This window comes from Geodermatophilus sp. SYSU D01105 (assembly GCF_054050095.1).
The window spans coordinates 1-13,374 of record NZ_JBJGYR010000017.1 but is presented as its reverse complement, the minus strand read 5'-3'; the positions used below and the strand labels follow the sequence as shown (position 1 = coordinate 13,374).

The window sequence follows — 13,374 nt, the reverse complement described above, 5'->3', positions numbered from 1 at the left end:
CGATCGGGGCCCCGGCGACCGCCGGGGCCCCGATCGCGTTCCGCCCCCTGTCCCGGAGGAGAGTCATGAAGGTCGCGGTCACCGGCTCCTCCGGCCTGATCGGGTCCCAGCTGGTCCCCCTCCTGCGGGCTGACGGGCACGAGGTCCTCCGGCTGGTCCGGCGGACGCCGCGCACGGCGGACGAGCACCGGTGGGACCCCCAGCACCGGCGGATCGACCCGGCCCTCCTCGCCGACGTCGACGCGGTGGTCAACCTCGCCGGCACCCCGATCCGTCCGCGTCCCTGGACGTCGGGCTACAAGGAACAGCTGCGGACCAGCCGCCTGGACAGCACCACCACGGTCAGCCGGGCGCTGGCCGACGCCGCCGCGGCCGACCCCGGCCGCCCGCGGGTGCTGCTGTCGGCGTCCGGGGTCGGCTACTACGGCGACACCGGCGACCGGACCGTCGACGAGGACTCCTCCGCCGGCAACGACTTCCTGGCCCGGCTGTGCGTCGAGTGGGAGGCGGCGACCGCACCGGCGGCCGACGCCGGTGTGCGCGTGGCCCAGCTGCGCACGGGCCTGGTGGTCGGTCGCGGCGCACCGCTGGTGCGCATCCTGGGTGTGGTCTTCCGGGCCGGCCTCGGCGGGCGGATGGGCTCCGGCCGGCAGTACTGGCCGTGGATCAGCCTCACCGACGAGCTCGCGGCGATCCGGTTCCTGCTCACCGCGGACGTCTCCGGCCCGGTCAACCTGACCGGACCGACCCCGGTGACCAACGCGGAGTTCGTCCGCGAGCTGGCCCGGGTCGTCCACCGCCCGGCGGTGCTGCCCGTCCCGCGGTTCGCGCTGTCCCTGGCCCTCGGCGAGTTCGGCCGCACCGGCGTCCTGGCCGGTCAGCGCGCGGTCCCCGCGAAGCTGGAGGCCGCGGGATTCGGGTGGACCCACCGGGACCTGGAGGCGGCCCTGCGCGCGGCCCTGCAGCGGGGCTGAGGTCACCGGATCTTCTCGGCGCGCTCGATCCGCCAGCCCCGGTCGGTCTCCCGCAGGACCATCCGCACCTCCGCCTCGCCGCGCCCCTCCACCGACCTCAGCGCCGGGCCCTCCTCCTCGGCCCCGACCACCTCGTACGCCGGCCACCGGTCGACCACGTGGAGCGTCACCCGGTCGTCGGCGGGCTCCTCGACGACCGACGCCCGCACCACCACCGGCGCGAAACCCCGCAGCCGCTCCCCCGCCCCGGCCAGTTCCGTCACGGTGTCCCGGTCGGTGGCGAGCAGCGCGCTACCGGGGACGTGGACCCGGTCGAGCTGGTCGGCCACCCCCGTCCGGAAGGCGGCGGCGCGGTGGGCGTAGAGCTCGGCGAGGACCGCCGTCCACTCCTCGTCGGACGCCGGTCGCGACGTACCCCCGCCGGACGGCTCGGCCTCCGCCGGGGGGCCCTCCGTGCCCGGCACTGCGGTCGTGCTGTCGGACGTGGCGGCCCGGCCGGTGAGCTCGGTGGGAGCCGCCGAGGTCGGGGACTCCGACGGCCCGCCCCACGACAGCCCGAGCCACAGCGTCCCGCCGAGCACGACGACCACGGCGGCGAGCACCCCCACCCGGCGGGAGGGCAGGCGGGCTGCCGCCAGCCGGGCCCGGACGGCTCCGAGACCCCGGCTCCCCTGCGGCTCCTGCTCGGGAGGACGGCGGTGCCGCCCCGGCACCTGGTGGGTCAGCTCCGTCCGCGGTCCACGCCCCGTCCGGCCCAGGTCCTCGTCGGCGACGCCCGGAGCCGGGAGCCGCACCGGCTCGGGCCGGCAGGCATGCCGCAGGTCGAGGGCGAACGCCGCGGCCGAGCCGCGCTCGTGCGGCTCGGGGGACAGCCCCCGGCCGATCACCGCCAGGAGCTCCCGAGGGGCCTCCGGCGCGAGCTCGGCGAGGTCGGGCAGCCGCCCCGCGGCGGCGACCTGCAGGGTGTCGGCCGGGGTGGCGGCGTTCCACGGCGCGACGCCGGTGAGCGCGTGGAAGGCCGCCGCGGCCACCCCGAAGACGTCCGAGGCCGGGCCCGGGGCACCACCGCGGGCGACCGTGGGGTCGACGTAGGCCGGGGTGACCTCGCCCGCGGCGTCCTCCCCGAGGACCCGGCCCACGCCCAGGTCGGTGAGCACCGGCCGGCCGTCAGCGGTGAAGACGATGTTGCCGGGCGACAGGTCGCCGTGCACGACCCCGCGGTCGTGGGCGTGGGCCAGCGCGGCGGCCACCGGTGCGACGGCGGTGACCACCTCCCCCGGGCGCAGGCGGCCGCGCCGGGCCAGCAGCGCGGCGAGACTCCCCCCGGCCAGCAGGTCGAGCACGAGCGCGACGCGGGGCTGCCCGCCGCGCCGCGGCTGGTGCACCACCTCGACCAGCCGCACCAGGTGCGGGTGGTCGAGCTCCCCGAGCAGGGCGGCCTCGCGCGCCTGCCGTTCGGGGTCGCCGGCGACGAGCACCTTCACCGCGACGGGATCGCCACCGCTGCGCGGCACGGCCCGCCACACCTCCCCGGAGCCGCCGCGACCCAGCAGCTGCTCGAGCCGGTAGCCCGGGACGATGGGGGCGTCCGCGGGTCCGCGCGCGGGGCGGGGCGAGGGCGTCGGCATGGCGGGCACCGTAGGCGGACCAGCGCGGTGCCTGCTGCCGTCGTCCACAGGCCGGGTCGCCGTCCACAGCTCCGGGCCCGGCCGCGTGCCGGGCCGCGGCCCGGCCTAGGTTCGGTGCCGTGCCCGCCCGCGCCGCCCGACCCTCGCGAGGAGCTGCCTGACCGTGCCTGCCACCGCGCCCACCATCCTCGCGACCAGCATCGGTTTCGAGTCCCGGGGTCGGGGGCCCTACGACTGGGCGCCCGGCCCGGTCTTCGACCTCGCCTTCACCCTCGCCGGAGCGCCGGAGCGGCCGAGGCTGTGCTACCTGGGCACCGCGACCGGGGACGACCCGGTGCGGGTCGCCGGGGTCTACGGCGCCTTCGCGGGCAGCGGCGTCGACGTCAGCCACCTCAGCCTGTTCACGATGCCCACGGTGCCCGACGTGCGCGCGCACCTGCTCGCCCAGGACGTCGTCTGGGTCGGTGGCGGCAGCGTGGCCAACCTGCTCGCGGTGTGGCGCGTGCACGGCCTCGACGAGGTGTTCCGCGAGGTGTGGGCGGCCGGCGTCGTCCTCGGCGGGGTGTCGGCCGGGTCGCTGTGCTGGCACGTCGGCGGGACCACCGACTCCTTCGGTCCCGAGCTGCGCCCCGTCACCAACGGGCTCGGGCTGATCCCCACGTCCAACGGCGTCCACTACGACACCGAGGAGCAGCGCCGGCCGCTCTACCACCGGCTGGTGGCCGACGGGACGCTCCCGCCCGGGCACGCCACCGACGACGGGGTGGGCCTGGTCTACCGGGGCACCGAGCTGGTCGAGGCGGTTGCCGACCGTCCCGGCAAGGCCGCCTACCGGGTGGAGCGGAGCCCGGACGGCGGAGCCGTCGAGACCCGCATCGAGCCCCGGCGGCTGCGGTGAGCACGGGCTTAGGCTGGGCGTCGTGAGTGCGCTCGAGGTCCTCCGGCTGGGTCTGACCGACTACGAGGAGGCCTGGGCGCAGCAGCGCGAGCTGCACGCCCGCGTGGTGGAGGGCGCCGCTCCCGACACCCTCCTGCTGCTCGAGCACCCGCCGGTCTACACCGCCGGCAAGCGCACGGAGCCACACGAGCGCCCGTTCGACGGCACCCCGGTCATCGACGTGGACCGCGGCGGCAAGATCACCTGGCACGGGCCGGGCCAGCTGGTCGGCTACCCCATCGTCCGGCTGCCCGACCCGGTCGACGTGGTCGCCCACGTCCGGCGCCTGGAGGCCGCGCTGATCGAGGTCTGCGCCGGTCTGGGGCTGGCCACCGAGCGGGTCGAGGGGCGCAGCGGCGTGTGGGTCCGCGCCGACGACCGCGGTCCGGACCGCAAGGTCGCCGCGATCGGCGTCCGGGTGGCCCGGGGCGTGACGATGCACGGCTTCGCGCTGAACTGCGACCCCGACATGGCCGCGTTCGGCAACATGATCCCGTGCGGGATCGTCGACGCCGGCGCCACGTCGCTGAGCGCCGAGCTGGGCCGGGACGTGCCCGTCGCCGAGGTGATCGACGCGGTGGAGGCCGCCATGCGGCGGGTGCTGGCCCCCGCCGAGGTCCCCGCCGCCTGACCCCGCAGCAGAGCGGCCGTCCCGGCCACCCCCTGGAGGGCCGCCGTCCCGGCCTCCTCCTGGAGGCAGGCCGGGACGGCGGCCTCAGCCGACGACGAAGTTGACCAGCCGCCCGGGGACGGCGATCACGCGACGCACGGTCTTCCCGGCGAGGTGCCCGGCGACCTTCTCCTCCGCGCGGGCCGCCGCCTCCAGCGCCGCGGCGTCCGCGTCGGCCGGCACGGTCACCTGCGCGCGCACCTTGCCGTTCACCTGCACGGCGACCTGCACGGTGTCCTCGACCAACCAGCGCTCGTCGGCCACCGGGAACGGCGCCCACGCCAGCGAGGAATCGTGGCCCAGTCGCGACCACAGCTCCTCGGCGATGTGCGGCGCCAGCGGGGCGACCATCAGCACCAGCGGCTCGGCCACCGCGCGCGGCACCGGCGAGGAGGCCCCGTAGGCCGAGGTGAGGTGGTTGGTCAGCTCGGTGATCCGGGCGATCGCGATGTTGAACCGCAGGGTCGCCATGCCGTCCCGGACGCCGGCGATCGCCCGGTGCAGCGCGCGGAGGGTCTCCTCCGACGGCGCCACGTCGTCCGCGGCCCGGACCGCGCCGCTCTCCTCGTCGACGACCACTCGCCAGATCCGCTGCAGCAGCCGCTGCGAGCCGACCACGGCCTTGGTCTCCCAGGGGCGGGACTGCTCCAGCGGACCGGTGGACATCTCGTACACGCGGAAGGTGTCGGCGCCGTACGCCCCGATCATCTCGTCCGGCGTGACCATGTTCTTCAGGCTCTTGCCGATCTTCCCGTACTCGCGGTTGACCGGCTTGCCCTCGTGGAGGAACTGGCCGTCCTTCTCCACCACCTCGGCGGCGGGCACGTAGAAGCCGCGCTCGTCGGTGTAGGCGTAGGCGGAGATGTAGCCCTGGTTGACCAGCCGCCGGAACGGCTCCTCGCTGGAGACGTGGCCCAGGTCGAACAGCACCTTGTGCCAGAACCGCGCGTACAGCAGGTGCAGCACGGCGTGCTCCACGCCGCCGACGTAGAGGTCGACACCGCCGACGTCCCCGGGCTCCCGCGGGCCCAGCCAGTACCGCTCCAGCTCCGGGTCGACCATCCGCTCGTCGTCGGACGGGTCCAGGTAGCGCAGGTAGTACCAGCACGACCCGGCCCAGTTCGGCATCGTGTTGGTCTCACGCCGGTACTTGCGCAGGCCCTCGCCCAGGTCGAGCTCGACCGTCGTCCAGTCGGTGGCGCGGGACAGCGGCGGCTCGGGCGCGGACTCGGCGTCGTCGTCGTCGAACGTCTTCGGCGAGTAGTCGTCGACCTCGGGCAGCAGCACCGGCAGCATCGACGTCGGGACGGCGACCGGCAGGTCGTTCTCGTCGTAGACGATCGGGAACGGCTCGCCCCAGTACCGCTGCCGGCTGAACAGCCAGTCGCGCAGCTTGTAGGTCGTCGTCGCCTCGCCGTACCCGCGCTCGACCAGCCACTCGGTGATCCGGGCGATCGCGGTGGCCTTGTCCAGGCCGTTCAGCGAGACCTCGTCGTTCGCCGAGTTGATCATCGGGCCGGCGCCGGTGTAGGCGCCGCCCTCGAAGTCCTCCGGCGGCTGCACCGTGCGGACCACGGGCAGCCCGAAGACCTGCGCGAACTCGAAGTCGCGGGTGTCCTCGCCGGGCACGGCCATGATCGCGCCGGTGCCGTACCCGGTCAGCACGTAGTCGGCGATGAACACCGGCAGTTCGCGGCCGTTGACCGGGTTCACCGCGGTGACGCCCAGCCAGACGCCGGTCTTCTCACGGGCCTCGTTCTGGCGGTCCAGCTCCGAGCGGCGGGACGCCTGGCGCTGGTACTCGCGCAACGCCTCCGTCGGGGTGGCCGCGCCCCCGGTCCAGCGCGGGTCGGTGCCGTCCGGCCAGGCGGACGCGGTCAGCGACTCGACCAGCGGGTGCTCCGGCGCCAGCACCATGTAGGTGGCGCCGAACAGCGTGTCGGGCCGGGTGGTGAAGACCTCGATCGTCTCACCGTCGCACGCGAAGCCGATCCGGGCGCCGGTCGAGCGGCCGATCCAGTTGCGCTGCATCTGCTTGAGCGAGTCCGGCCAGTCCAGCCGCTCCAGGTCGGCCAGCAGCCGCTCGGCGTAGGCGGTGATCCGCATCATCCACTGGGTCAGCGGGCGCCGGAACACCGGGAAGTTGCCCCGCTCGGACCGGCCGTCGGGGGTGACCTCCTCGTTGGACAGCACCGTGCCCAGGCCGGGGCACCAGTTGACCGGCGCCTCGTGCAGGTAGGCCAGCCGGTGCGCGTCGACCACCGTGCGCCTCTCGACCGCGTCCAGCTCGGCCCACGGCCGGCCGGTCTGGTTCGTGCCCGGCGCCGGCTCCCGCGTGCCGGCGTCCAGCTCGGCGACCAGCTCCTCGATCGGCCGCGCCCGTCCGGCGGACTCGTCGAACCAGGACCCGAAGATCTGCAGGAAGATCCACTGGGTCCACTTGTAGTAGCCCGGGTCGATCGTGGCGAAGCTGCGGCGGTCGTCGTGGTCGACGCCCAGCCGGCGCAGCTGCGCCTTGATGGCGGCGATGTTGGCCTCGGTGGTGATCCGCGGGTGCTGCCCGGTCTGGACGGCGTACTGCTCGGCGGGCAGACCGAAGGCGTCGTAGCCCATGGGGTGCAGGACGTTGTCGCCGTCCATGCGGCGGAACCGGCTGGTCACGTCGGTGCCCAGGTAGCCCAGGGGGTGGCCGACGTGCAGGCCCGCTCCCGAGGGGTACGGGAACATGTCCATCACGAAGTACTTGGGCCGGTCGGCGACCCGCTCGAAGCCCGCGGAGAGCCGGCCGGTCGGGTTCGGGGTGTGGAACGTCCCCTCCGCCTCCCAGCGGTCCTGCCACGCGAGCTCGATCTGCTGCGCCAGCGCCGGGGTGTACCGGTGCGGGGGGACGCCCTCGCCGGCGGGGTCGGTCGTCGGCTGGCTGGCCGTCTGGCTCATCGTCGGTGCTCCTGGGTGCTCGTCCCGGCGGCGGACAGAAAAAGACCCCTCACGCAGGAGGGGTCGCCACGCTGTCCGATCGGGTTCGGATCAGCGCGGCCGGGGAAGGAGGTACCCGCCGGACACGCCCGGCAGCCTACTCCGGTGTGCCGCGGCGGGCCGCCGTCAGCCCAGTTCGCGCACCAGCACGTCGCGCAGCGGGGTGTTCAGCTCCCCGGGCGGCCCGCTCGGGCTCAGGTGGATCCCCATCTGGCTGCCGTGGTACTCCCAGTAGGCGAAGCTCAGGTCGTTCTCCTCGAGCAGTGCCAGCATGTCGGCCACCCAGCGGTCCCCGCCCTTGTCCGGCATCTCGAAGGCCTGCCGCACGACGCCGAACTCCATGACCGACATCGGGACGCCGTTGTCGCGCCCGAACTGCAGGTGCTGCTCCATCGCGTGCTCGAGGTAGGTCCGGTCGCGGCCGAGGAAGCCCCCACCCGCGGCACCGGGCGACTGCCCGTACACGTCCAGCGCGATGGTGGCCGCGCCGTCACCGCCGACGCCCTCCCCCCGCATCCAGCCCTGGACGCGGTAGCTGTTGCCGGGGGTGACCGGGAAGAGGTGGCCGTCGTTGCTCCAGCCGGCGACCGCGGCGTCACCGGCCGGAGGGTCGGTGACGGCGAGGCTGGCGCCGTCGTCCACACCGTTCTGGGGCCGGTCGAAGCGGGTCGCCGTCCCGTCGCCGCCGCTGGTCCACGAGTACCAGTCCAGCGTGCCGTTGGGGTCGAGGGGATCGGTCACGATCTCGCGCAGCACCGCCCCGTCGGGACCGTGCTCGGTGACGGTGATGGCGTCGAACACCGCGGTGCCGGTCATGCCCCCGCCCGCGAGGACCAGCGGCATGGCCGCCACGGCCGCCGGGTCGTCGATGGGGACGATGCCGCTGTCGTAGAGCCGCCAGTCCGTGGTCCCGGCAGCCAGCGGCGGCGTGGACAGGCCCGCGTCGGGCAGCTGCACCCGCTCGCCGGTCGGCAGGATCGTCTCGGGGTCGGGGTAGGAGCCGCCGTCCTGGATGGGCCCCTCCACCCATGCGGCGTACTGGTGCGTGTAGTCGATCGGCTCGTAGAAGTGGAAGTCGTAGACGGCGTTGTCGTCGTCGACGAGGAAGTGGGGCTCGACCCCCGCGGTGCCGTAGCGCCCCTCGACGCCGTAGAGGGAGCTGATCACGAGCAGGTGGTTGGGGTCGACCGAGCGGACGGCGTCGACCAGGTCCGCGGCCATGTCCCGCCACTGCTGACCGTCGGAGTCCACGGTGACCGGCTCGTTGAACAGGTCGTAGGCGGCCACGGCGGGCTCGTCGGCGTACCGCTCGGCGATGTCGCGCCACATGTCGACGTTCCGCTCGCGCACCGCCGGGTCGGTCCAGACGTCGAAGCTGACCGCGTCGCTGGTGGGGTCCAGCCAGAACCCGCCGATCGGGGTGTGCAGGTCCAGGACGAGCCGGACCCCGTTCTCGCGGGCCCAGCCGACGTTCCGGTCCAGCCACTCGAAGAAGACCTCGCGGTCCTGGGCGTACCAGTCTCCGTCGAAGGCGAAGCGGACGTCGGTGAAGCCCATCTCCGCGACCCGCGCGAAGTCCTCCTCCGCGTGGTGCGGGGAGTCCAGCAGCTGCGAGGCGTCGAGGTCGCGGTGGTAGTCGTTGGAGAAGTTCACCGCCTGGAGCCGCACCGGCTCGCCGTCCAGGACCAGCCCGCTGCCCTGCGCCCGCACGAAGGACCCCGGCCCCGGCTCCTGCTCCCGCTCCGCGGTGCAGGCACCGGCCAGCAGCAGCGGGACGACCACCCACCCCGCCCTGCGACGGCCGGGACGGCGTCGGGTCGTGCTCCGCACAGCGGACCTCCTGGTACTCGGCGTTGTCCGGGGGCGACGGTAGCCGCCGCGGCGCCCACCGGGGAGTCGCTGACCCGGGGGAACCGCGACCGGCGAGGCTCGACCTCAGGTCGAGGTGGATGCGGGCCGGCGGGCCGGGGTCCAGCGCCTGACCGGGCGGGTCAGCCCAGCTGCGGGGCCACCTCGGCGGCCACGAGGTCCAGGTGGTCGAGGTCGGCGAGGTCGAGCACCTGCAGGTAGAACCGCGTCGCGCCCGCCTCGGCGTAGCGGCCCAGCACGTCGACGACCTCCGCCGGGGTGCCGGCCGCACCGTGCTCGCGCAGCTCGCCGACGTCGCGGCCCATCGCGGCGGCGCGGCGGGCCAGCTCGGCCTCGTCCCGCCCGACGCAGAGGACCAGGGCGGAGCTGAAGACCATGGAGCCGGGGTCCCGCCCGGCCTCCTGGCAGGCCGCGCGGACCCCCGCGAACAGCTGCGCGTTGTCCTCCACCGGGGCGAAGGGCACGTTGAACTCCGCCGCGTACCGGGCCGCCAGCCGCGGCGTGCGCCGCCTGCCCCGGCCACCGACGACGATCGGGACGCCGCCCCCCTGCACCGGCTTGGGCAGCGCCGGTGAGTCGCTGAGCCGGTAGTGCCGGCCGGGGAAGTCGAACGTCTCCCCCGGCGGCGTCCCCCACAGGCCCGCGATCACGGCGAGCTGTTCCTCGTACCGGTCGAAGCGCTCCCCGACCTCCGGGAACGGGATGCCGTAGGCGCGGTGCTCGGCCTCGAACCAGCCGGCGCCGATGCCCAGCTCCACGCGGCCGCCGCTCATCTGGTCGACCTGCGCCACCGCGACGGCCAGCGGGCCGGGCAGGCGGAACGTCGCCGCCGACACCAGCGTCCCCAGCCGGATGCGACTGGTCTCGCGGGCCAGCCCGGCCAGGGTCACCCACGCGTCGGTGGGACCGGGGAGGCCGTCGCCGCCCATCGCGAGGTAGTGGTCGGAGCGGAAGAAGGCGTCGAAGCCGGTCTCCTCGGTCCGCCGGGCGACGGCCAGCAGGTCGTCGTAGGTGGCTCCCTGCTGGGGCTCGGTGAAGATGCGCAACTGCACGCGGCGACGCTATCGAGGCCCTCCGCCGGTCGTCGTCGGGAGATCGCACTCGGGGTGTGCCCGTCGCGGCGAGCGGGCAGGATGACCGCCGAGACGATCAACCCGGAGGTGCATCCCGTGTTCCGCAAGAAGACGCACGGCCAGATCATCGGCGAGGAGCTCCAGGAGGGCCTCGCCCACATCGGGACGGCGGTGGCGGAGGCCGGACGGGCGGCGGCGGAACAACTCGCACCGCGGGTCGAGGCGGCCCGCGAGGCGACCGGACCGGCGCTCGACGCCGCGAAGCTCGCCGTCGTGCCGAAGGTCGCCGCCGCCGTGGCCGCGGCCGCACCGGCCGTCACGACCGCCCGCGAGGCCATCGCGCCCCGCGTCGAGGTCGCCCGCGACGCCCTGAGCCCGCGGTACGAGTCCGCCGTCCCCCACGTCACCTCGGCGGTGGCCGCCGCCCAGGCCGCGGCCACCCGGGCCGCGGCCGACCTCGGCCCGCGCGTGGAGGCCGCCCGCGAGGCGGCGCAGAAGACGCTGGACACGCTGGAGAAGGACGTCGTCCCGAGGCTGACCGCCGCCCAGGCGGCCGCCCTGGCCTACGCCGCGCCGAAGGTGCTCGCCGCCCGGGAGTCGGTCACCCCCGTGCTGGAGCACACCCGCGAGTCCATCACCGCGGGCCTGCACAACGCCCTCGAGCAGCTCGACGCCCGGCGGGAGGAGCTCACCGCGACCACCGCCGAGGCCAGGAAGCAGGCGGCCAAGAAGCGGCGCACCCTGGAGAGGAAGGCGGCGCGGACCACGACGAAGGCCAAGCGGGAGGTGGGCCTGGACTCCGCGCCCCGCCGCTGGCCGTGGCTGCTGGCCGTGCTCACGATCGGCGCAGCCGCCTTCGCCGTCCTCCGGCGGCGGAAGAACGACGACCTGTGGACCCCCGCCCCCACCGGCGACGGTCCCGTGCCCAGCTACCGGGAGGACCCCGTGCCCAGCTCACCCAGCAACTCCGGCAAGACCGTCTCCGACGCCCAGTTCGTCGCCGGCGACTCCGCCCCCAACGAGGCCGACATGGGGATGCGCGACGCGCAGCTCGTCGAGGGCGACGGCCCCGACACGGACACGGCGCCGGAGGACACCACGCCCGAGCCGTTCTCGAGCCGCGGCGGTTCCGACCAGGGCCCGACCGCCGGCCCCGCCGACAAGCAGGTCTGACCCCAGCCGTGCACGCCGCCCCCGCCGCTCCCGCGGCGGGGGCGGCGGTCGTTCGGAGTACCGTGGGCGATCATGAGTGAGACGGTGGCCCCGACCCCCTCCTCGGACTCCCCGATCGCGCCGTCCGGCCGCAAGTTGCTGCGCCTGGAGGTCCGCAACAGCCAGGTGCCGATCGAGCGCAAGCCCGAGTGGATCAAGACCCGGCTGAAGACCGGCCCCGAGTACACCGAGCTGAAGTCGCTGGTCCGCCGCGAGGGCCTGCACACCGTCTGCGAAGAGGCCGGCTGTCCCAACATCTACGAGTGCTGGGAGGACCGGGAGGCCACCTTCCTCATCGGCGGGGACCAGTGCACCCGGCGGTGCGACTTCTGCCAGATCGACACCGGCAAGCCCGCCGAGTTCGACGCCGACGAGCCGCGCCGGGTCGCCGAGAGCGTCGCCACGATGCAGCTGAAGTACGCGACGGTGACCGGCGTCGCCCGCGACGACCTGCCCGACGGCGGCGCCTGGCTCTACGCCGAGACCGTCCGGCAGATCCACGCCGCCGTCCCCGGCTGCGGTGTCGAGCTGCTCATCCCCGACTTCAACGCCGACCCCGGCCAGCTCGCCGAGGTCTTCTCCTCCCGGCCCGAGGTGCTCGCGCACAACGTCGAGACGGTGCCGCGCATCTTCAAGCGGATCCGGCCCGGGTTCCGCTTCGAGCGCTCCCTGTCGGTGCTCACCGCCGCCCGCGAGGCCGGGCTGGTCACCAAGTCCAACCTGATCCTGGGCATGGGCGAGGAGCCCGACGAGGTCGTGGAGACCATGCGGGCCCTGCACGAGGCCGGCTGCGACCTGCTGACGATCACCCAGTACCTGCGCCCCTCGCCGCGGCACCACCCGGTGGTCCGCTGGGTCAAGCCCGACGAGTTCGTGGCGTTCCAGCAGCAGGCCGAGGAGATCGGCTTCCCGGGGGTGCTCGCGGGCCCGCTGGTCCGCAGCTCCTACCGGGCCGGCCGCCTCTACCAGCAGGCCGTCGAGGCCCGGGGCCTGAGCCGCTCCGTCTGAGGGACGTCCCGGCCGGTTCCGCCGGGGCCGGCCGCGGCGCGCCCTATCCTCTGGGTATGGCACGCAGCAGGTCCACCGACTCCCCCGCCCCGACCGGCAAGGCCGGTCGCGGGCCGAGCGCCGCCCGGGGCCGGGGCGGGTCGACGGCCGCCGGCGCGACGTCGTCCGGCTCCGCGTCGGCTCCGAAGGGCCGCGGCGGCAAGCTCGGCAAGGACGGGCAGCCGAAGGTCGGGCGGCTGAAGAAGTTCGGCAACCAGGTCCGCATGATCAAGCAGGCCTACTCGCTGACCCGGAAGAACGACCCCAAGCTGCCCTGGGTGATGCTGATCGCCTTCGTGGCGGTCGCCGCGGTCGTCGAGCTGATCGGCATCCTGCTGAGCTCCCCGTTCGTCTTCATCCCGCTGGCGGTCATCCTCGGCGCGCTGGCCGCGCTGATCGTCTTCGGCCGGCGCGCGCAGGGGTCGGCGTACCGGCAGGTCGAGGGCCAGCCCGGCGCGGCGGCCTGGGTGCTGGAGGGCATGCGCGGCGACTGGCAGGTCAGCTCGGGTGTCGCCGGCACCACGCAGCTGGACGCCGTCCACCGGGTGATCGGCCGCCCCGGCGTGATCCTGGTCGGCGAGGGCGCTGCCGCCCGCGTGCGCCCGCTGCTGGCGCAGGAGAAGAAGAAGGTCGCGCGGATCGCCGGCGACGCCCCGATCTACGACATCCTCGTCGGCGACGAGGAGGGGCAGGTGCCGCTGCGCAAGCTCAGCGCGCACGTGATGAAGCTGCCCCGCAACCTCGACGGCGGCCAGCTCAACGCCCTGCGCAAGCGGCTGTCGGCCCTGGGCGGCGCACGCATGCCGGTCCCCGGCGGCCCGCTGCCCGGCGGCCGGCAGATGACGGTCAGCCAGCGCCAGGTCCGCCGCAGGTAGGACGGCGACGGGGGGGGGGGGGGGGGGGGGGGGGGGGGGGGGGCGGGGGGGGGGGGGGGGGGGGGGGGCGGGGGCGGGGCGGGGGGGGGGGGGGGGGGGGCTGGGGGGGGGGA

General features: G+C 75.0%; 10 protein-coding genes. 6 read left to right on the top strand and 4 right to left on the bottom strand.

Annotated elements, in window-relative coordinates; genetic code table 11:
• The first annotated feature begins 65 nt into the window (after positions 1-65).
• A complete protein-coding gene (locus ACI79I_RS16540) occupies positions 66-974 on the top strand; it encodes a TIGR01777 family oxidoreductase (protein WP_456993416.1) in 909 nt (302 codons plus the stop codon).
• 2 nt (positions 975-976) lie between these two features.
• Here the strand turns inward: ACI79I_RS16540 and ACI79I_RS16535 are convergent, their stop codons facing one another.
• A complete protein-coding gene (locus ACI79I_RS16535; protein WP_456993415.1) occupies positions 977-2,602 on the bottom strand; it encodes a protein kinase domain-containing protein in 1,626 nt (541 codons plus the stop codon).
• A 163-nt stretch (positions 2,603-2,765) separates the two neighbouring features.
• On the opposite strand from ACI79I_RS16535, the gene ACI79I_RS16530 reads away from it, so the two are divergent.
• Both ACI79I_RS16530 and lipB read left to right on the top strand, forming a co-directional pair.
• Positions 2,766-3,500 carry a Type 1 glutamine amidotransferase-like domain-containing protein gene (locus ACI79I_RS16530; protein ID WP_456993413.1) on the top strand — a complete coding sequence of 245 codons (735 nt, stop codon included), beginning with the start codon at positions 2,766-2,768 and terminating at the stop codon, positions 3,498-3,500.
• Between the two features lie 22 nt (positions 3,501-3,522).
• Positions 3,523-4,170 (top strand): lipoyl(octanoyl) transferase LipB, encoded by a 648-nt coding sequence (lipB, locus tag ACI79I_RS16525; RefSeq protein WP_456993412.1) that lies wholly within the window; start codon positions 3,523-3,525, stop codon positions 4,168-4,170.
• A gap of 84 nt (positions 4,171-4,254) precedes the next feature.
• Here the strand turns inward: lipB and leuS are convergent, their stop codons facing one another.
• The 3 genes from leuS to ACI79I_RS16510 all read right to left on the bottom strand — a co-directional run bounded on the left by leuS (position 4,255) and on the right by ACI79I_RS16510 (position 10,106).
• On the bottom strand, positions 4,255-7,146 hold the full coding sequence (leuS, locus tag ACI79I_RS16520) for a leucine--tRNA ligase (protein ID WP_456993411.1): 2,892 nt from the start codon (positions 7,144-7,146) through the stop codon (positions 4,255-4,257).
• 165 nt (positions 7,147-7,311) lie between these two features.
• Positions 7,312-9,015 carry a glycoside hydrolase family 5 protein gene (locus ACI79I_RS16515; protein ID WP_456993410.1) on the bottom strand — a complete coding sequence of 568 codons (1,704 nt, stop codon included), beginning with the start codon at positions 9,013-9,015 and terminating at the stop codon, positions 7,312-7,314.
• A 161-nt stretch (positions 9,016-9,176) separates the two neighbouring features.
• Positions 9,177-10,106 carry an LLM class F420-dependent oxidoreductase gene (locus ACI79I_RS16510; RefSeq protein ID WP_456993409.1) on the bottom strand — a complete coding sequence of 310 codons (930 nt, stop codon included), beginning with the start codon at positions 10,104-10,106 and terminating at the stop codon, positions 9,177-9,179.
• 81 nt (positions 10,107-10,187) lie between these two features.
• On the opposite strand from ACI79I_RS16510, the gene ACI79I_RS16505 reads away from it, so the two are divergent.
• The 3 genes from ACI79I_RS16505 (at position 10,188) to ACI79I_RS16495 (ending at position 13,261) form a co-directional block, all read left to right on the top strand.
• Complete coding sequence (locus tag ACI79I_RS16505; protein ID WP_456993408.1) at positions 10,188-11,300, top strand: hypothetical protein; 1,113 nt, start codon at positions 10,188-10,190, stop codon at positions 11,298-11,300.
• Between the two features lie 72 nt (positions 11,301-11,372).
• A complete protein-coding gene (gene lipA / locus ACI79I_RS16500) occupies positions 11,373-12,347 on the top strand; it encodes a lipoyl synthase (protein WP_456993407.1) in 975 nt (324 codons plus the stop codon).
• A gap of 56 nt (positions 12,348-12,403) precedes the next feature.
• The gene (locus ACI79I_RS16495) at positions 12,404-13,261 is read left to right on the top strand and encodes a DUF4191 domain-containing protein (RefSeq protein ID WP_456993406.1); all 858 of its coding nucleotides are present in this window, start codon (positions 12,404-12,406) and stop codon (positions 13,259-13,261) included.
• Positions 13,262-13,374: the final 113 nt, after the last annotated feature.

Bases quoted from the DNA above. Each gene is read 5' to 3' on its own strand.
- ACI79I_RS16540 (WP_456993416.1), top strand. From the start codon at position 66: ATGAAGGTCGCGGTCACCGGCTCCTCCGGCCTGATCGGGTCCCAGCTG.
- ACI79I_RS16495 (WP_456993406.1), top strand. From the start codon at position 12,404: ATGGCACGCAGCAGGTCCACCGACTCCCCCGCCCCGACCGGCAAGGCC.
- ACI79I_RS16505 (WP_456993408.1), top strand. From the start codon at position 10,188: ATGACCGCCGAGACGATCAACCCGGAGGTGCATCCCGTGTTCCGCAAG.
- lipA (WP_456993407.1), top strand. From the start codon at position 11,373: ATGAGTGAGACGGTGGCCCCGACCCCCTCCTCGGACTCCCCGATCGCG.
- ACI79I_RS16535 (WP_456993415.1), bottom strand. From the start codon at position 2,602: ATGCCGACGCCCTCGCCCCGCCCCGCGCGCGGACCCGCGGACGCCCCC.
- leuS (WP_456993411.1), bottom strand. From the start codon at position 7,146: ATGAGCCAGACGGCCAGCCAGCCGACGACCGACCCCGCCGGCGAGGGC.